13 protein-coding genes, 3 pseudogenes and 1 riboswitch are annotated in these 17,733 nt (G+C 46.1%); of the genes and pseudogenes, 6 read left to right on the top strand and 10 right to left on the bottom strand.

All coding sequences use genetic code 11. The features are described 5' to 3' along the window. Positions 1-3 precede the first annotated feature (3 nt). Entirely contained in the window at positions 4-786 is a 783-nt protein-coding gene (gene cmoM / locus TZ48_RS02700; RefSeq protein ID WP_112478170.1) for a tRNA uridine 5-oxyacetic acid(34) methyltransferase CmoM, read from the bottom strand. Positions 787-900: 114 nt separating this feature from the next. On the opposite strand from cmoM, the gene elyC reads away from it, so the two are divergent. Further along, positions 901-1,809 (top strand): envelope biogenesis factor ElyC, encoded by a 909-nt coding sequence (gene elyC / locus TZ48_RS02695; protein WP_112478169.1) that lies wholly within the window; start codon positions 901-903, stop codon positions 1,807-1,809. Between the two features lie 86 nt (positions 1,810-1,895). On the opposite strand, the gene TZ48_RS02690 is transcribed toward elyC, so the two are convergent. Both TZ48_RS02690 and torR read right to left on the bottom strand, forming a co-directional pair. Further along, entirely contained in the window at positions 1,896-4,493 is a 2,598-nt protein-coding gene (locus TZ48_RS02690; protein WP_112478168.1) for an Ig-like domain-containing protein, read from the bottom strand. A 290-nt stretch (positions 4,494-4,783) separates the two neighbouring features. Next, complete coding sequence (torR, locus tag TZ48_RS02685) at positions 4,784-5,494, bottom strand: two-component system response regulator TorR (protein ID WP_112462006.1); 711 nt, start codon at positions 5,492-5,494, stop codon at positions 4,784-4,786. Positions 5,495-5,774: 280 nt separating this feature from the next. Between torR and torD the strand changes: the two genes are divergently transcribed. The 5 genes and pseudogenes from torD to TZ48_RS02660 all read left to right on the top strand — a co-directional run bounded on the left by torD (position 5,775) and on the right by TZ48_RS02660 (position 9,905). Further along, positions 5,775-6,428: a molecular chaperone TorD gene (gene torD / locus TZ48_RS02680; protein ID WP_112478167.1), complete on the top strand. Its 654-nt coding sequence runs from the start codon at positions 5,775-5,777 to the stop codon at positions 6,426-6,428. 362 nt (positions 6,429-6,790) lie between these two features. Continuing rightward, positions 6,791-7,794, top strand: a pseudogene (gene purR / locus TZ48_RS02675) (HTH-type transcriptional repressor PurR). A gap of 180 nt (positions 7,795-7,974) precedes the next feature. Further along, a riboswitch (cyclic di-GMP riboswitch) is annotated at positions 7,975-8,062 on the top strand. Between the two features lie 115 nt (positions 8,063-8,177). Continuing rightward, the gene (locus TZ48_RS02670; protein ID WP_112478166.1) at positions 8,178-8,768 is read left to right on the top strand and encodes a TfoX/Sxy family DNA transformation protein; all 591 of its coding nucleotides are present in this window, start codon (positions 8,178-8,180) and stop codon (positions 8,766-8,768) included. 120 nt (positions 8,769-8,888) lie between these two features. After that, the gene (locus TZ48_RS02665) at positions 8,889-9,572 is read left to right on the top strand and encodes a TVP38/TMEM64 family protein (RefSeq protein WP_112478165.1); all 684 of its coding nucleotides are present in this window, start codon (positions 8,889-8,891) and stop codon (positions 9,570-9,572) included. Beyond that, on the top strand, positions 9,573-9,905 hold the full coding sequence (locus TZ48_RS02660) for a putative signal transducing protein (RefSeq protein ID WP_112478164.1): 333 nt from the start codon (positions 9,573-9,575) through the stop codon (positions 9,903-9,905). On the opposite strand, the gene TZ48_RS02655 is transcribed toward TZ48_RS02660, so the two are convergent. The 7 genes and pseudogenes from TZ48_RS02655 to bioB form a co-directional block, all read right to left on the bottom strand. Next, positions 9,886-10,683, bottom strand: coding sequence for an alpha/beta fold hydrolase (locus tag TZ48_RS02655; protein ID WP_112478163.1), 798 nt, complete (start codon positions 10,681-10,683; stop codon positions 9,886-9,888). The genes TZ48_RS02660 and TZ48_RS02655 overlap by 20 nt on opposite strands. A gap of 150 nt (positions 10,684-10,833) precedes the next feature. Continuing rightward, positions 10,834-12,275, bottom strand: a pseudogene (gene glgA, locus TZ48_RS02650) (glycogen synthase GlgA). Between the two features lies 1 nt (position 12,276). After that, positions 12,277-13,494, bottom strand: a complete 1,218-nt coding sequence (gene glgC / locus TZ48_RS02645; RefSeq protein ID WP_112478162.1) for a glucose-1-phosphate adenylyltransferase — start codon at positions 13,492-13,494, stop codon at positions 12,277-12,279. A gap of 562 nt (positions 13,495-14,056) precedes the next feature. Then, complete coding sequence (gene bioD, locus TZ48_RS02640) at positions 14,057-14,734, bottom strand: dethiobiotin synthase (protein WP_112478161.1); 678 nt, start codon at positions 14,732-14,734, stop codon at positions 14,057-14,059. Next, positions 14,731-15,534 carry a malonyl-ACP O-methyltransferase BioC gene (gene bioC / locus TZ48_RS02635; RefSeq protein WP_112478160.1) on the bottom strand — a complete coding sequence of 268 codons (804 nt, stop codon included), beginning with the start codon at positions 15,532-15,534 and terminating at the stop codon, positions 14,731-14,733. The genes bioD and bioC overlap by 4 nt, the downstream gene beginning before the upstream one ends. Then, positions 15,535-16,687: pseudogene (locus TZ48_RS02630) on the bottom strand (8-amino-7-oxononanoate synthase). Beyond that, positions 16,671-17,723, bottom strand: a complete 1,053-nt coding sequence (gene bioB / locus TZ48_RS02625; RefSeq protein WP_112461998.1) for a biotin synthase BioB — start codon at positions 17,721-17,723, stop codon at positions 16,671-16,673. The pseudogene TZ48_RS02630 and the gene bioB overlap by 17 nt, the downstream one beginning before the upstream one ends. Positions 17,724-17,733 lie beyond the last annotated feature (10 nt).

Raw genomic sequence — 17,733 nt, 5'->3', positions numbered from 1 at the left:
CTGTTATTGTTTTTTCCTAGCCCATACATGTATGTATCGACCCATGGAGAGATAAGGCTCTTGGCGACACAGCTGTTGTTCCAGTTTGAGAACATCTTCAGCGGTGTAATCTCCCATGTACTGCATATTGCCAATGTAATCACTGAATGAGCGAATGCCAGATTTGCCACATATTTCAAACCCGGCTTGTTCAATCCACTGATACACGTCCTCTGGCTTCAACCCTTTTTGTGGTTGAAGCTTAAATCTTTTTCTATGTGGCATTCCCTCTAATACATGAGGAATATTGCCACAAATGACATTCTTAAATACCAATCCATGATGATTGTAAAACATGACAGAAGCGATACCGCCAGGTTTCACTTGTTGTAATACCGCTTCGAGGGCAGGTCTTGGATCAGCCAGCCACTCCATCACCGCATGAAACAAAGTGAGGTCAACTTGCTGCTCCATATGCTCAGCAATACGCTGTACTGGACTGTGGATCCAGTGATATTGCGAGAGTAACCCGTTTTTTTCAACCTCTGCTTTGGCTAACTTGAGCATTTCAGAAGAAAGGTCACACAAGGTGATATGGTGCCCGCGCTCAGCGATACGCTGCGAAACTTGACCGAGTCCACCACCTGCATCTAATACTTTCAGCGTTTTTTTAGTATCATCCAGCTCGGCGAGAGCTTGGGTTAAATCTTCCCAAACAATGGTTTGGCGGATTTCTCCCTTCTCGGAGCCGTAAATATTTTTTGCAAATTTGTGGGCGATATCGTCGAAATTACGGTCTTGCATCACGGTTTATTGAGTTAAGATAACCAGTCGTACAGCTATTCTGTCATATAAGTGACAGGAATAAAGGGGCAACTCCCTTTTTTAGCGTTAAGTGGTGTTTTTTCGGACTATTATTCTATGTTTGAGCTGAAAAAGCTGGTGTCTGCATTACTAATGCCTTTACCCGCTATGCTAATCCTTGGTTTCTTGGGATTGCTTCTTATCATGTTTACCGCAAGACGTAAGTTTGGCAGCTTGTTGGTTCTCGTATCGCTATGTGGGACATTTCTTATTGCATTCCAGCCGATCTCAAGCCGTTTGTTGATGCCGCTTGAGCGTCAATACAGCGCCTTTTTGCCTATTAAAGAATCCATTGATTACGTCATGGTGCTTGGCGGCGGCCACGTCGTCGATGACGATGTTCCTCCAACGTCAGAATTATCGCGCGCTTCGTTAATGCGCTTAACTGAGGGCATCCGCGTCATGCGTATGTATCCTGGCAGTAAACTAATTTTGTCCGGTTATGCGGGTGGCACTGATGTCAGTCACGCTAGAGTCATGGCAAAAGTAGCGCTCGCACTTGGCGTAGCAAAACCCGACATAATATTGCTTGAAGGGGCAAAAGATACTTGGGAAGAAGCAAGGCAAGCGTCGGCGTTTGTACAAAGCAAAAAGCTAGTCTTAGTCACGTCAGCCAGTCATATGCAGCGAGCAATGTATGAGTTTGAGGCTGCCGGCCTTAATCCTTATCCAGCGCCGACTAACTTTTTAGCTCAAGAGAATGTAGAGCAAGCTTGGAGTCGCTACACACCTCAAGCTCGTTATCTTGAACAGACCGAGCGCTATTGGCATGAAACCTTAGGTCAGCTTTGGCAGCGCCTTCGAGATTGGGTTGCGAATGAGAGCATGCAAGATTTGTCATTTTCAGTCTCTGAATTTGAAACTGAGTCAGCTGAGCCCGCGCAATTAGATCAGCAAGAAATTGAACAACAGCTTGCGCCAAATGATGAGTCCGCGAACGGTGAAGCAGCGGCTACCAGTCAGTAAGTCTAAAAAGTTCCTCGAAAAATAAAGAGCCTCATCGCGAGGCTCTTTTACTATGTCAAACTCACATTTGTCACCACAAGTACTGATTATCGCGCGTTCAGTTGATCCAACTTCGCCTTCACTGGAACAGAGAAGTTAAAACCGTCATGCTGATCCCAGTTGATCGACCACGTCATGACGCCACCAAAGTTAGGCGAGGTTTTAGTAGGTACTACCGTTCCACAACGATTCAGCGAAATCATACAGTCGAGCGCCGCTTCAATATTGGCAATTGGCGCTTGTCCTGAATTCGCGCTACTGGGGCCAGACGGCAGTCCAATAGCAACTTGGTCATCTCGAAGTGGTAAAAACTGACTACCATCTGCAAGCTCAAAACCTTCTGTGAGCATTCTCGACGCTGCTACCATCATATCCACAGACCCTTCAGGTGCGGCTCCTGTCGTATAAGGGTTTGCAAGCCCACCGTTGTTGTAAAGCTGAACATGCAGTAGGTCGAGCGTGTCACGCACTTCATTGATAAGAGGAATATACGCGCCCCAAATCCCTGAGTAAGCAACCATTCCACCTTGCACATAAGGATGCTCTGGCGCCATTGTCAGATACATATCACCGCCAATGTTCGCCTCAATCGCTTTTAATGCACGCGGTAAGCGAGTTTGGATCTGGCTACCATGGACAAGGTTCGAGCCACTTTCATAATCGACATCTAGTCCGTCAAAGCCCCACTCTTTGATAATCGCCGTTAGACTCTCGACAAACGCTGCCTCATCAGAGTCAGTATTTAAGGTAATCGTGCCCTCTGCCCCGCCAAGTGATAGAACAAAGATCTTACCCTCTGCTTGTAACGCTTTGATGTCTTGCTTGAACTGAACAGGATCGATTGGCGCACAAGTCGAGCGAATATCGCCATTGTAGAGGTTGAAATGGACTCTACCGGTACTGTTACGATCATTGTCAGCAAACGCGATATCAATAATGTCCCAATCTTTCGACATTTGATTCAGTGGGATCGGACAGCCTGCGCCATTAACAAAGTTATGCCAGTAGCCAATCAGTTTGTGCCTAGGCTGCACCACGGATTTCGCAGATACCGTTACACTGGTTGAAGATGCTGAGTTACCCTGTGTATCTTTACCAGTCACACTGAGCTGATAAGAGCCTATTGCGGCTGGTGTCCAGCTAAATTGATAAGGCGCCGTGTTATCCGTCGCAACTAACAAGCCATTGACGAAGAGCTCAGCGCTGGTGACTTCACTTTGTAGCGCGCTGACATCGGCAGTCACCGTGACCGCTTTGCCTACTGCGACAACGTCGCCTGAAGCCGGTGAAGTGATCTCGGTAACCAAAGGCTGGTCAGTTATCGACACAACACGGTTAACTTGATTGGTATTACCTTCATTATCTGTCGCCGCAACCGTAACCGTTGTTTCTCCAGATCCGATGGCATTCCACGTCCATCGATAAGGCGCTGTGGAAATGAGACCCAATGAAGCGCCATTTACGCTCGCTTCGGCACTGACAACCGTACCATCGGCATCATTTATGCTGGCTTGAATGTTTACATCTGCACCTAGCAATACCGTTTGACCTTCACTTGGCGAGACAAGCGTAATTTCTGGAGCGGTTGCACAAGCCCCAAGGCTGTTCCACGCATCTTGCCAGTAAAGACCCGTTCCAGGCTCATATGCCCATGCCGAGTCTGACGAACACCATCCAGCTACCGAACATTGATACAAGCTGCCGTCATTAGTGACATTCTGCCCACTCTGATAACTCGTGCCAGCAATATAGGCTGCGGCATCAGCACATTTACCACCCGCAAGGGCAATTGCTGATACGGTGACGGACGATGACTGAGAGCGGGCGCCAGCATTGTCTGTGGCGATAGCCTCGATAACATAGTCCCCAGCAGAGGCTGCACTCCAAACCGTTTGCCAAGGTGGTGCGGTGACGGAATCAACAACGGCTCCACTGACCACAAAGTCGACCTGAGTAACGGTGCCATCACTATCCGAAGGCGAAGCGGTCAAAATCACTTGATCGCCAACATTAACCAGAGAGTTAGAGGTTTGAAGCGTTACGCTTGGTGGCTGGTTAGTGGCATCTACGACACTAAATGACTGGGAAACGACTGTCGTCGCCCCTTTGTCATCGGTTGCGGTCACTGTTAACTGGTAATTACCCAATTCTGTCAACCAGTCTGTGGTGTAAGGGGCACTGGATAGTGTTGCCAAAGTAACCCCATCTAAAGCAAACGCGACCTCGGTGACTGTGCCATCGGTATCCCCTACCGTAGCAGAGAAGGTCACGACATTAGAGGCCGCAAGCTGTGCATTATTTTCTGGTGAAGTAATAGAAACAGACGGTGCGATATTCGCGCCGCCGCTAGAGCAATCTCCAAGCTTCGACCACTCCTGGTAAGGCGCTGAGTTTTGTGCGGGATCGACGTTCACATTCCACCAATTGGCCTTATAGGCGGCAGACTGCCATTGAACCTCGTTGCCGCCATTGTACGTCGCTGAGGGATCCCAAACCGCCAACGCGCTGCATTGAAAAGCCATTGCTTGGGCTGTGTACAGTGAACTTGCAGCCAACAATGCCGCTGCGGGTAGTGCTGCAAGCCTAAATCTCACCGTTGGCTTGCGCGCAGCAGTAAGTTTGGATTGAAAAATCACATTGGTCATAGAACATCCTTTTATTGAACCAAGTATTGATGAAGTTGAGTTAAGTTCGATAAGGCGCACCAACCGTAAACCAGCACGACATTATCAAAACAACCCTGTTCAAATTAGTTCAACAAACCTACTAACTCGGGTAGCGAAAAAGGAAGAAAAACACTACGCGAGTCATCTAACAAAAAAAATTGGTAACGGAGCAACATTTCGCAATAGAAAGCAAACCTGCTCCCATAAAAAAGCTCCAGTTGCCTTTCTGGTAACTGGAGCTAATACAAGGTGTTAACTGTCTATTAATGTTAATCGCCAGCGAACATGTAACCTTCACCATGAACAGTAATGAAAATCTGTGGATTTTTAGGATCCATTTCCATTTTCGCTCTCATGCGACGAATTAACACATCTATCGTTCTATCGTTTGGCGCATCGACTCGGTGGCTGATCATATTTAAAATCCGTTCACGGCTTAGTACCTGATTCGGATAGGTCGATAATGCGACCAGAAGCTCGTATTCCGCCTTAGTCAATTTAACCGGATCACCGTTGTTGCTGAGTGAGCGACGCTGCTTATCAAATGTCCACTCACCAAAGTGGATAACATGCTCACTTTGAGTTGATGACTCCAACACCGGCTGCTTACGTGCTAGCGAAATACGCCACAGCAGGTTCTTCACTCGCACCAGCAGCTCACGTAATTCAAACGGTTTGGTGACGTAATCATCCGCGCCCATTTCAAGGCCCACGATTCTATCAATACTGTCGGTGCGACCGGTCACTAAAATAATACCAATATCAGACTGGCTTCTCAGTTCTCTAGTCAGCATCAAGCCATCTTCTTTAGGAAGATTGATATCAAGCATCACCAAGTCGATACTCGACTCTTGCAGAACCTGGCGCATTTCATTGCCATCTTGGGCTTCACTGACCAAATAGCCCTCATTTTCGAAATAGCCAGCGAGCTTACTGCGAGTGACTACGTCATCTTCTACAACCAAAACGTGATATTTCATATCTGTATTATCTCAATCTGTAATGACCGCGTCATTCTATTCATAACCATTCACAATTCTAGTCTACAACCGCATAGAACAGCACAAACCTACTTTTTTTTGATTCAAGACAACCAAAACCATCGAATGACATATGCAACAAAAACCAAATGACTCAAACATCTGACAAAGCACTATTTTTCATATTTTTTAATAAATTAACGCATTTATTCATGTAACACGTTATTGCTATTCATCTTTATTGGCTAAAATAGTGGTATCATTTTTGGAGACAATACAAATGCAAGAAATCAAAGCATTTAATGAGCAACGTGCGGAAATCTATTGGTGGTTATCAAGCTTGTTTGCTTCTGAGCTAACCGACGACGAGCTCAGCAAATACCACAGCCCTGAAATACGTTCGTTTCTAACCGGCCTAGGTGAAAACCCATCGCTGTCGGAGCCAATCAAAACCTTCACTGATTCGCTCAACAAATTACAAGTGCGTGAAGATGCTCAATTGGAGCTCTCTGCCGATTTTTGCGATCTGTTTTTAAAGACCGACAAACATGGCGCACTGCCTTATGCTTCGATGTACATTGGCACCTCTGGCCTACTCAACGACCAACCTGCACAAGATATGGCCGATCTACTCGCCAAGCACGGTATTGCGGTAAATAAAGATCTCAATGAACCTGCGGATCACCTAGCCATCGAACTCGATTTTCTAGGTAACCTCATCATCCGTTCTAACGAGTTGGAAAACGACGCACATATGAATGATGCACTGCACGAACAAGCGGACTTCATCAATACTCACCTCATGAGTTGGTTGCCTCAGTTTGTTAAAAAGTGCCAACAGTTTGATGAATTTGGCTTCTACGCTGCTGCAGCTAGCCTCTTACACGCCTTCTGTCAGTTAGATCTCACCTACCTCGCGGATGATAACGACTAGTTCAGATTTCAACGAATAGGCGCGACACACACTTAAAAGGTGCAAACGTGGTTTTCAGTCATCTGAGTCAATTTTGCGCCTTAGTTATAAATTTGTGGGATAAATGATTGCCAGCTCACTAAGCTGCGTCTACAATTCGCCGTTTAAATGCAATCGCCCATTGGTATTACAGAAAATCACCTCCACTTAGGTGTCACTATCGAGCCTTGAGCTCAATGTGTTGATTCTGCCTAGGCTTGCATACACTTGCCGGTTTCCGCTTTTGCATTCGTTTATTCACAAAAGCGCTGGAACCACTAAAATTAAAGCGGCACAAACGTTTACTCACTCATTCAATAAGCCGCGACTAATAGGATATCACTATGGCAACCATTAAAGATGTCGCCCGACTTGCTGGCGTTTCCACGACCACAGTATCCCATGTAATTAATAAAACTCGTTTTGTTGCAGAAGCAACGCAAGAAAAAGTGATGGCGGCGGTCGATGAACTTAACTACGCGCCTAGTGCTGTTGCTCGTAGCTTGAAGTGTAACTCAACGAAAACCATCGGTATGTTGGTCACCCAATCGACTAACTTATTCTTCTCAGAGGTTATCGATGGCGTTGAAAGTTATTGCTATCGCCAAGGTTATACGCTCATTTTGTGTAACACCGGGGGGTTTACGAGAAGCAACGTGACTACATCCGAATGCTAGCGGAAAAACGCGTAGATGGCATTTTGGTGATGTGTTCTGACTTGACTGAAGAGCTTCTCGAGATGCTCGACCGTCACGCCGACATTCCAAAAGTGATCATGGATTGGGGTCCAGAGAGCTCTCAAGCCGATAAGATCATCGATAACTCAGAGGAAGGGGGCTATCTAGCGACTAAGTACCTGATTGAGAAAGGTCATACTGACATTGCTTGCCTGAGTGGTCACCTAGAAAAAGCAGTATGCCAAGAGCGCATCATCGGCTACAAACGTGCGCTAGCGGAAGCCGGCATCGAAATGAAAGAAGATCGCATTCTAGAAGGTAACTTTGAATGTGATACGGCGGTTATCGCGGCTAATCGCATCGCTGCAATGGAAGAGCGACCAACGGCCATATTCTGTTTTAACGACACTATGGCATTTGGATTGATGAGTCGACTGCAACAACTAGGTGTACGCGTACCTGAAGATATCTCTGTTATCGGCTATGACAATATCGAACTGGCTGAATACTTTTCGCCACCGCTGACAACGGTTCACCAACCGAAGCGACGTGTCGGTAAAAATGCCTTTGAGATTCTACTAGAACGAATCAAAGATAAAGGTCACGAAAAACGCATTTTCGAAATGCATCCAGAAATTGTAGAACGTGACTCTGTCAAAGCCCTAACCTAACGCTGACAAAAGTGCCGATTTCGGCACTTTTTTTTTGATCTCTATTCAAAGTTTCCCCCTGCTTCTGTTAATTTTTTATTCACCTTGAGGCACAAATAACCAAACATTATTTGAACCAAGATCACATTTTCAAAAATCAAATATCAATAACTTACGTAATTTTCCTATATGCTATATGTGTCACGCACAGGGCAAACCATCTGAAAGGGTGGGACGCAAAGCCTCCGGCCTAAACCAATTTTTATTGATAGGTAGCGGGGTTGCCGATGGCAAGGGGAAAGAGTCAGTTATAGCAGTGGCTTAACAGCGCTCTGACACCCGTTTGCTACACTCTCGGACCTGATTTTGGTGACACAATCAATAACACCGAGAAAAGAATAAGCATGGATAATCCTATATTAAAAAATTCAATGCAATTATTCGCTCAGCTTGGAAGAGTAAAGTCTCGCTCCATGTTCGGCGGATTTGGCATCTTCGTAGACGATACGATGTTTGCATTGGCAGTAAACAACAAATTACATATCAGAACTGACCGTCAGACCATTTCTACCTTCAAAAAACTGGGTTATAAACCGTACGTTTATAAAAAGCGTGGATTTCCTGTGGTAACCAAGTACTTCGCACTCCCTGACGATTGTTGGCAAGACCAAGACGCTATCTTGGCACATGCGAAACAAGCGCTCGCGTTTGCAAAAACTGAAAAAGAGCAGCAGTCTGAGGCGAAGCCAAACCGATTAAAAGATCTTCCTAATTTGCGACTGGCGACTGAGCGTATGCTCAAAAAAGCCGGTATCGAATCTGTGGTCGATCTGCAGCAGCACGGCTCTGTTGAGGCATTCAAAGCGATTCAAAGAACCCATTCAAGTTCAGTTGGACTCGAGTTACTGTGGGCTCTAGAAGGCGCCATCAACGGGACTCACTGGTCTGTGATACCACAAACCAAACGAGAAGAGCTTGCTAGCTTAATCAACTAACCCCCGGTTTTGCCTATAAAAAATCAGCCTTATGGCTGATTTTTTTCGTATTAGATGAAAGGAAAAAGTCGCCTGCCCTTTCTACTACACTAATACTAAGACATTACAAAGGATATCGTCATGAGCAAGAAGCTAATACTTGGGGTAGTACTGGTTGCCATCATCGTATTTTTAGGCGTTAATTTTGGTCAACATCTTACTCTCGACAACGCCAAAGCGCAGCAAGCCGCACTTGCCGAGTATATCGATGCCAATTTTGTTACCGCGGCACTTACCTACTTTTTTGCCTACATAGCAATTACTGCGTTTTCGATTCCTGGGGCTGCTGTGGTCACCTTACTAGGTGCAGCCTTGTTCGGGTTTTGGACAAGTTTAGTGCTGGTCTCTTTCGCGAGTACAATTGGTGCGACATTAGCGTTTTTAAGCAGCCGATTCCTGCTTCGTGACTGGGTGCAAAGTAAGTTTGGTTCTAAGCTCGATACTATCAATAAAGGTGTCGAAAAAGACGGAGCCTTTTACCTATTCTCGCTTAGGCTCATCCCAGTATTTCCGTTCTTTTTGATCAACCTATTAATGGGTCTAACCCCCATCCGCGCGTCAAAGTACTACCTGGTGAGTCAACTTGGCATGCTACCTGGCACAGCAGTGTATCTAAACGCAGGTACGCAACTTGCCAACATTGATAGTCTATCAGGCATCGTATCGCCGACCGTATTGGCTTCCTTTGCGCTTCTTGGTTTGTTCCCGCTCATTGCTAAATGGATCATGGCTCGACTTTCTCGCTCACCGCAGGTACAAGAATAGATGAAGATTTTTATCGGCAATAACCCACCAGAGACTCACATCGTACAGCAACAACTGGCTTCAGAGGGTATCCATTGTGAAGTGCGCGGTGAAGGGGTATTTGGGCTAAGAGGTGAAGTGCCTTTTGACGAAAGTTCACTGCCCTATGTTTGGCTGTTCGATAGCGAACAATCCATGATGGCAAAAGCGATCATCACCCAGTGGCAATCAAATATCCGCGATACCAATCAAGCAGATTGGCAATGCTTTGCATGTGATGAACTCAATGAAGGGCAGTTTGAGGTTTGCTGGAACTGTCAAACTCCAAAGCAGATTAAGATGCCACTGACTTGATGAAATCTATCGAGTGCTTATTGAATTCATCTGGCCTTTCAACATTGCACACGTGGCCACAATCTTTAATCTCTAACAGTCGGCTGGATTTATGTTCAGCCACCATCTCTTTGACCGGCTTAATGAACATGTAATCTTTATCACCCATCAGATACAACGTCGGAATTGGCAATTCACGATCTTTGAAGTAGCGGTTAAGCGGATTGACTTCTGTTGTCAGTTGATACCAGCGCTTAAACTCTTTCTGACACAACTTCTTCGCTTCACGGACGAATAAGTGACGAGATTCTTTTTGACCTGGCTGTGGCATCACAATGTAAGCAAATAGGCTGTACAACCACATGTAAGGAATCAAATGCTTACTCCAGTTACCTATCTTCACCAAAATCTGTGAGCGGGTGTTAAAACGCGTTACAGCGCCTCCTAGCACCATCGAGCGCACTCTTGAATGGGCTATCTCCGCAATATTACGAACGATGATGGTGCCTAAAGACATGCCAACGAAATGTGCCGACTGAATTTTCAAATGATCCAGCACGCGCACAATGTCCATCGTCACTTCTTTGAAGGTGTACTTGTTAGACATGATGTCTTTAAGAAACTGATTCGACTTACCATGACCACGAAGGTCGATAAACAACAAATTGAAGTGTTCACGATAAGCACGGATTTGTTTGAACCAGATATTTGAACTACCGCCTGCGCCATGCACAAAAACCACCCATTCGTTACTGGTTGGGTGTTGATACGTTTTATGAAATAGCAAACTTTCTGACATAGTACTCAATATTCTTGATGCAATTGGGGGTAAGTTACCACAATTCGCTTAACGACAGGCAAAAACTAATGGCAAATTTGGTAAAAACGATAAATAAGTGTAGCTAAAAATGACAAAAAGCGGCAAGAGCCGCTTTTTGGTTTGAGCCTACTACAGATCATACATCTTAATGTATTCCTTTGCTGACTCCTGCCAGCTAAAGTCCTTACGCATGGAACGTAGCTGCATTTCATGCATTTGCTCAGGATGCTGCAAGTAGAATAACAGTGCTCGTTGCAGAACAATCAGCAATGCATCATGCACGGCTCATCAAAACCAAAACCAGTTGCATTCACCGGATCGTCATCAAAGTCAATCACAGTATCTTTAAGCCCGCCCACTTTGCGTACGATAGGCAAGGTGCCATAAGCCATACTGTAGATCTGATTCAGGCCACACGCTTCAAACTCCGAAGGCATCAAGAAGAAATCCGAGCCTGCCTCAACTAAGTGAGCAAAACGGTTGCTGTAGGCCTCAACAAACTTCAGCTTGTCTGAAAACTCTTCCGCGAGATCATTCAAATGAGACGCAATTTGCGGCTCACCAGTACCGATAATCACTACCTGAACATCATTCTTAAGGAACTTGTCCAAAATGGGCAGGATATAATGGAAACCTTTCTGATGCGTCAATCGGCACACCATACCCACCATCGGAACGTTGCGCTCAGGCAGTCCCAACTCTTGCTGAAGTGCTGTCTTGGAAGCGAGCTTCCCTGACAACATGCTTTCTAGCTCATCACTGTAGTTGGCAGGTAAAAACTCATCATGTCTAGGGTTCCACTCGGAGTAGTCACAACCATTGACGATGCCATGCAGATCTTTCGAGCGATGCACAAAGTCGTCAACAAGGCCATGAGAGCCCAGCGGCGTCACTAGCTCAGCGGCATAGTTTGGGCTAACCGCGTTGATTTTGTCCGCAAAGGCAATACCCGCTCGCAACGTACTCACCCAACCTTCACCATATTGCAGAAACTCCATTCCAGAGAGATGTAGCTCAGGAATGATTTCCAGCTGGCTGTAAGAAAAGATGCCTTTGAAGATGGCATTGTGCACCGTCAGCACCGACTTCGTACCATCAAAACGCGTATCTTCCGCATAACGCGTTTTGAGCAGAAATGGGATGAGACCGGTATGCCAGTCGTTAGCGTGCACAACTGCTGGTTTGATGCCAAGCTTTGGTAGCACGTCTAAGCTCGCAGCAGCAAAAAAGCCAAAACGCTCACCATTATCTGCGTAGGCACGGTTATGCTCCGCGTAAAGCTCTGGGCGGTCGAAGTAGCGATCGCACTCGATCACGTACACTTCTACCCCATCAAGATAGGTCTTTTTGACTTGATAAGGCGTATGAGGCCAATGCTCCAGCTCAGTGGCAAGCACAAACTCATACTGATCCTTGTTAGGTAATTTCTGATAGCCTGGTAGCGTGATCGCTACCTCCTTGCCAAGTTCTTGGAGCGCTTTCGGCAGAGCCTTGGCGACGTCCGCCAAGCCTCCACTTTTAATCAGCCCTTGAACTTCTGAAACTGGAAACCATACGTCTATGTTTCTCATTCTAGAATCCAACTTTTGTCCCTTTTTTGATGACAACAATGCCACCTGGAGAGACATGGAAACGCTGCGCGTCTAGCTCGAGATCCTCACCGATCACAGTTCCAGGGGCAATTTCAACATTTTTGTCGATGATTGCGCGCTTGATGGTACAACCCGCGCCAATCTTAACGTCACCTAGAATAACAGATTCGCTTACCATAGAACCAGCAGCAATATTACTTCTAAAACCCAGTACCGATTTGTAGATAGAAGAGCCACGTACGTAGCTACCACCAGCGATCAAACTGTCCGTCACTTTGATTTTTTGGTGCTCAGCATCGACAAACGTCGCAGGTGGCAAAGGCGGGTAATAAGTATGTAGAGGCCACTTACGGTTATAGAGCGAGAATTCAGGGTCTTCGTGGAGCAGATCCATATGCGCCGCCCAGTATGAATCAATGGTACCTACATCGCGCCAATAGGTTGTTGCTTTCTCACCGCTGATTTTATTGGTCGAGAAGTCATATACATAGACCTCACCTTCAGGGAACATCTTTGGAATGATGTCTTTACCAAAGTCATGGCTGGAGTTGTCATTCTCCGCATCGATGCGAAGCTCATTACACAAACTCTCTGCTTCGAAAATGTAGTTACCCATAGACACAAGCGCCATATCTGGGTGACCTGGAATCGATTTAGGGTTTGCAGGCTTCTCTTCAAAACCGATCATTTTGCCATTTTCGTCCACTTCGATAACGCCAAACTCAGAGGCCTCTGCTAATGGCATGCGCAGCGCTGAAACCGTCAGCTTAGCTTCGGTGCGTTTGTGGAAGTCTAACATCTGACGAATATCCATTTTATAGATATGGTCAGAGCCGAAGATGCATACATGCTCTGGGTTAGCCAGCTCGATGAATCGAATGTTTTGATAGATAGCATCGGCAGTCCCTTCGTACCAGCGCTTTCCATCACGCATTTGCGCTGGGATTGGGTCAATAAATCTGTCGGTAATCCCCGTCAGATTCCAACCTTTACGCATGTGTTGATAGAGAGATTGAGATTTAAATTGGGTAAGAACGTAAATTCTCATCAAGTCCGCGTTAATGAAGTTATTAAGCGCAAAGTCGATAAGACGGTAACTGCCTCCAAAAGGCACAGCAGGCTTACTGCGGGATTCAGTAAGAGGACGAAGGCGAGAGCCCTCGCCACCAGCAAGGATCATTCCTAAAACACCAGCCATTGATTTCTCCGTTTTTATTTCAGCTTTCCATGTTGCTAGATACTTAGGTTATATATTGGGGGTATCTAGCGTCGTTTTTAACGGATGACAATGTCGATTACTACACCGATCATTCAAACGTTGAATCTTGTATACAATTCGTTTGAGAGGCCTTATTTTGCTTGTTTTTTGGCCTTATTAGCTCCATAACTTTCGTATGGTTTATTTCACTAAATTATCGTTTTATCGCAAGATTACAATGCACTATCGCTCAATATTAAGCATTGAACCTAATTGCATTGAAACTCTTGTGCTTCGTCACAGAATGCCATACTGAGATCACCCATTCAACACATAGAGTTAACATTGGTTTTACTAAACTGGATGAATTGATAAAACTTACGAAAAATCAGGAGGCTAAAGTGATACGACCCGTTAAATAGTCTGAAAAGTGTTGCATTTGATTAAAAAGCAGACTGGAGTGGGTAAATTATGTATGAAATGAATACAAAAAAGCCCCAAGCGTTAATGAATACGCAAAGGGCTTTTTAGAGAGCAAAGTGCTTAATTTGTTACTCGTTGATTAACGAATGACTTCAAGATTAATGTACTTGCCTAAATCTCGTTTCTTGCAGCCAGGTACATAAGGAATTTCTCCCAATTTCGGCGCACCCATCGAGCCTTCCAGCATCTCAATGATCTCAGCATAATGCTCAACGCCAGGGTTAACACGATTCGCGACCCAACCGACCAGTTCAAGTCCATCCGCTTTGATGGCTTCAGCCGTCAACATCGCATGACTCAAGCAACCCAGTTTAATCCCCACAACCAGCACGACGGGTAACTTCTCTTGCTTAACCCAAGTCGATAGGCAATCGTCTTTTGACACAGGAACGCGCCAACCACCTGCGCCTTCTACCAACACAAAATCACTGTTTTGTTTATGTTGTTCTAACACGTTGGAGAGCACTTGGTAATCTATTTCAACGTCATCAGCAATCGCCGCGATATGAGGGGATGCTGGCAAAGACAACGCATATGGGTTAACAAGATCGTAATCAACATCCAGATTCGCTGCCTGTTGCAGATGCAACGCATCCGAGTTACGTAAACCTTGCTCAGTCTTCTCACACCCTGCCGCGACCGGCTTATACCCTATGGTCGTTTTTCCTTGTGCACCAACAGCACTTAATATCGCTTTTGATACAACGGTTTTGCCAACTTCAGTATCCGTACCGGCAATAAATAGTGCTTTCATCATAATGCCACTGATCCTAAACAAATTTGATAACTCGCAGGTAATAGGCCGTTTTGATTCGCATACTGCTTGTATTCCAGTTCGAGCCTCTTCAATGCACGCCGACTGGTAAACCCTTTGGAGCGACCTTCAACATGCGTCGCGCCAATTCCTTTAAGGTCTTTCATCAAACCAAAAGCGGTCTCATACCACATAACTATTGTCGGCAAGTCTAGTTGATGGTGGATACACCCAGATTGCGCTAACGCAATGTTTACCTGATTGAGAGAGGTAAAGTCGTTGACATGTTGATATGCATCAATTTTGCCCCACGAGCGCTTTAGCTCCAGTAACGAGCCATCGAGAAGCGTTGAAAAATGCAAGCTTCCACCGAGTTTTGTTACTCGCTTCATCTCAGTAAGCGGCACAGATAAATCACTGCACCACTGCAAAGCTAGGCTTGATATCACCACATCAAAACACTTCTCTTCAAATGGCAGCGCTTCTGCATCCGCCACTTGATAGGTAACTCGCTTGGTGCCGCAACGCTGCTTGGCAACAGTAAGCATCTCACTCGACAAGTCAGCACATACAACATTCGCTCCCCGCTCCAGTAGAGCCAAAGAACAATATCCAGTACCACAACCTAAATCGAGGATACGATATCCTGTCAAATCGGCTGGTAGCGTGGCCAATAAACGATCTGCAACGAGGCGCTGAAGTTCGGCGTGCTGATCATAGTGTTTTGCAGCGCGGCCAAACGACTCTGATATCGCCGCTTTGTTAGTCTGATAATCCGCAAGATTTGCTAATACCTCTGACATTTAGCATCCCTCCGAATGTCGTTTTAAACTGATAGCGAGTTTTTGGACGGCTGTCGCTTCGTGGGCTGCTGACAGTGTGATTCTAAGCCGCGCCGAGCCCCTAGGGACTGTTGGCGGCCGAATGGCTGTCGTCCAACTCTGCTCACGTTTTAATGCAGCGCACAGTGCTAAAACATCACTTTCCTCACCCACCAACCAAGGTTTAATTGGTGTTTTGGTAGCAACAAAACCCGCAGTTCCACTTAGCGTTTCATCGTAGATAGCGCCGAGTTCAATCAGTTTTTCTCGGCGCCATTGCTGAGTTTGAATCATCTCGACTGCTTTGGTGATCGCCACAGCATGAGCAGCTGAAAACGCGGTTGAGTAAACGTAGTGACGCGCAAATTGAGTTAGGTAGTCTTTCATTTCTCGTGAGCACAAGATGGCGGCACCATTTAGGCCAAACGCCTTACCAAATGTCACGACCAAAATATCTGCCGTTGACTTGCCATTCCGACTGCGCCATTGCCCTGCTCACCAATCACGCCAATACCGTGGGCGTCATCAATCATGGACAATGCGCCCGCTTGCTCGCACAAAGAGACAAAACCATCGAGATCGGCAATATCGCCATCCATACTAAACACACTTTCTGTCACCGCCATTATAGCTTGTCGGCGCAGAGCAATTGAGCAAGGTGCTCTTGGTTGCAGTGGCGATAGCGTTTCATATCGGCGTCACACAGCATGCCAGCTTCCATCAATGAAGCGTGATTTAGCTTGTCTTGAAGCAACAAATCGCCCTTTTTCAGCAATGCGAAAACAGCGGCTTGATTGGCGGCAAAGCCAGAAGAAAAGAACAGTGCACTCTCATACCCTAGCCATTCCGTTAAAGCAGACTCAAGGTTTTGATGTTGATTTGAATAACCCGTCACCAGCGGTGATGCTGCGCCGCCAACGCCATAGTCACTCACGGCTTGCTGATAACAAAACTTGAGCTCATCACTCGCCGCTAAGCCGAGGTAATCATTCGAAGAGAAATTATCAAACAACTGACCATTGTTTTGAAAAACCGCTTGGTTGCCCCTTTCTAAGGGGATGACAGAGCGCAACAAGTCGCTCTGCTTTCTCTCTTCCAACGCCTTTTGAATGCGCTGATTAAACGCTAGCGTCATAAAATAGGTCGTCTTTGGTAGGACGTGCAGCAACTCGGCTTACTACTTGGTCAAGAAGGTCATTTTCTTGCACCTCATCCGGTTTTTGTGAGGTTTCTTCACGGTTAATACCGAGCTTTTTAAACAGCTGAAGATCTTTATCTTCATCTGGGTTTGGTGTGGTGAGTAGCTTACAACCATAGAACACCGAGTTAGCACCCGCCATAAAGCACAGAGCCTGCATTTGCTCATTCATGTCCTCACGCCCTGCAGACAGGCGTACTGCTGAGTTCGGCATCATGATTCGTGCAATCGCGATAAGACGAATAAAGTCAAAAGGCTCGACATCATCCACTTCTTCAAGTGGTGTTCCCTTAACTTTAACCAACATGTTGATCGGAACACTTTCTGGCTGGACAGGAAGGTTGGCAAGCTCCATAAGCAAGCCCGCACGGTCATTGGCACTCTCACCCATACCAATAATTCCACCTGAGCAGATTTTCATACCGGCATCACGTACGTGGCTAAGCGTATCCAAACGGTCTTGGTAGGTTCGGGTTGTAATGATATTGCCGTAAAACTCAGGAGAGGTGTCAAGGTTGTGGTTGTAGTAATCCAAACCCGCATCAGCAAGGTGAGTAGCCTGATCCGGCGTCAACATGCCCAGCGTCATACAGGTCTCCAGTCCCATCTCTTTGACACCCTTAATCATGTCGGTCAGCAAAGGCATATCGCGCTCTTTGGGATTCTTCCACGCCGCACCCATACAGAAACGTGTCGAACCTGCATTTTTAGCTTTCTGCGCCGCATCAAGTACACGTTCGACTTCCATCAGACGCTCTGCTTCAACATCAGTTTTGTAGCGTGCGCTTTGTGGGCAGTACTTACAATCTTCAGGGCAAGCACCGGTTTTAATCGATAACAGGGTGCTAACTTGAACATGGTTGGTTTGCTGATGTTGACGGTGCACAGTTTGCGCTTCGAACAACAGATCCATAAATGGCTTGTTCATCAGCTCTTGCACTTCGGCATGCGTCCAATCGTGTCGTACTTCCACAGTTAAATCC

The sequence above is a fragment of the Vibrio variabilis genome (assembly GCF_003263785.1).
Lineage (GTDB): Bacteria > Pseudomonadota > Gammaproteobacteria > Enterobacterales > Vibrionaceae > Vibrio > Vibrio variabilis.
Note: the sequence above shows the minus strand (reverse complement) of the source record. Positions and strands in the feature narration are given on the sequence as shown.

Coding starts and splice junctions, on each gene's coding strand:
- TZ48_RS02670 (WP_112478166.1), top strand. CDS start 8,178: ATGGATAATCCTATATTAAAAAATTCAATGCAATTATTCGCTCAGCTT.
- glgC (WP_112478162.1), bottom strand. CDS start 13,494: ATGGCTGGTGTTTTAGGAATGATCCTTGCTGGTGGCGAGGGCTCTCGC.
- torR (WP_112462006.1), bottom strand. CDS start 5,494: ATGAAATATCACGTTTTGGTTGTAGAAGATGACGTAGTCACTCGCAGT.
- bioD (WP_112478161.1), bottom strand. CDS start 14,734: ATGATGAAAGCACTATTTATTGCCGGTACGGATACTGAAGTTGGCAAA.
- TZ48_RS02660 (WP_112478164.1), top strand. CDS start 9,573: ATGAAGATTTTTATCGGCAATAACCCACCAGAGACTCACATCGTACAG.
- elyC (WP_112478169.1), top strand. CDS start 901: ATGTTTGAGCTGAAAAAGCTGGTGTCTGCATTACTAATGCCTTTACCC.
- TZ48_RS02690 (WP_112478168.1), bottom strand. CDS start 4,493: ATGACCAATGTGATTTTTCAATCCAAACTTACTGCTGCGCGCAAGCCA.
- bioC (WP_112478160.1), bottom strand. CDS start 15,534: ATGTCAGAGGTATTAGCAAATCTTGCGGATTATCAGACTAACAAAGCG.
- TZ48_RS02665 (WP_112478165.1), top strand. CDS start 8,889: ATGAGCAAGAAGCTAATACTTGGGGTAGTACTGGTTGCCATCATCGTA.
- TZ48_RS02655 (WP_112478163.1), bottom strand. CDS start 10,683: ATGTCAGAAAGTTTGCTATTTCATAAAACGTATCAACACCCAACCAGT.
- torD (WP_112478167.1), top strand. CDS start 5,775: ATGCAAGAAATCAAAGCATTTAATGAGCAACGTGCGGAAATCTATTGG.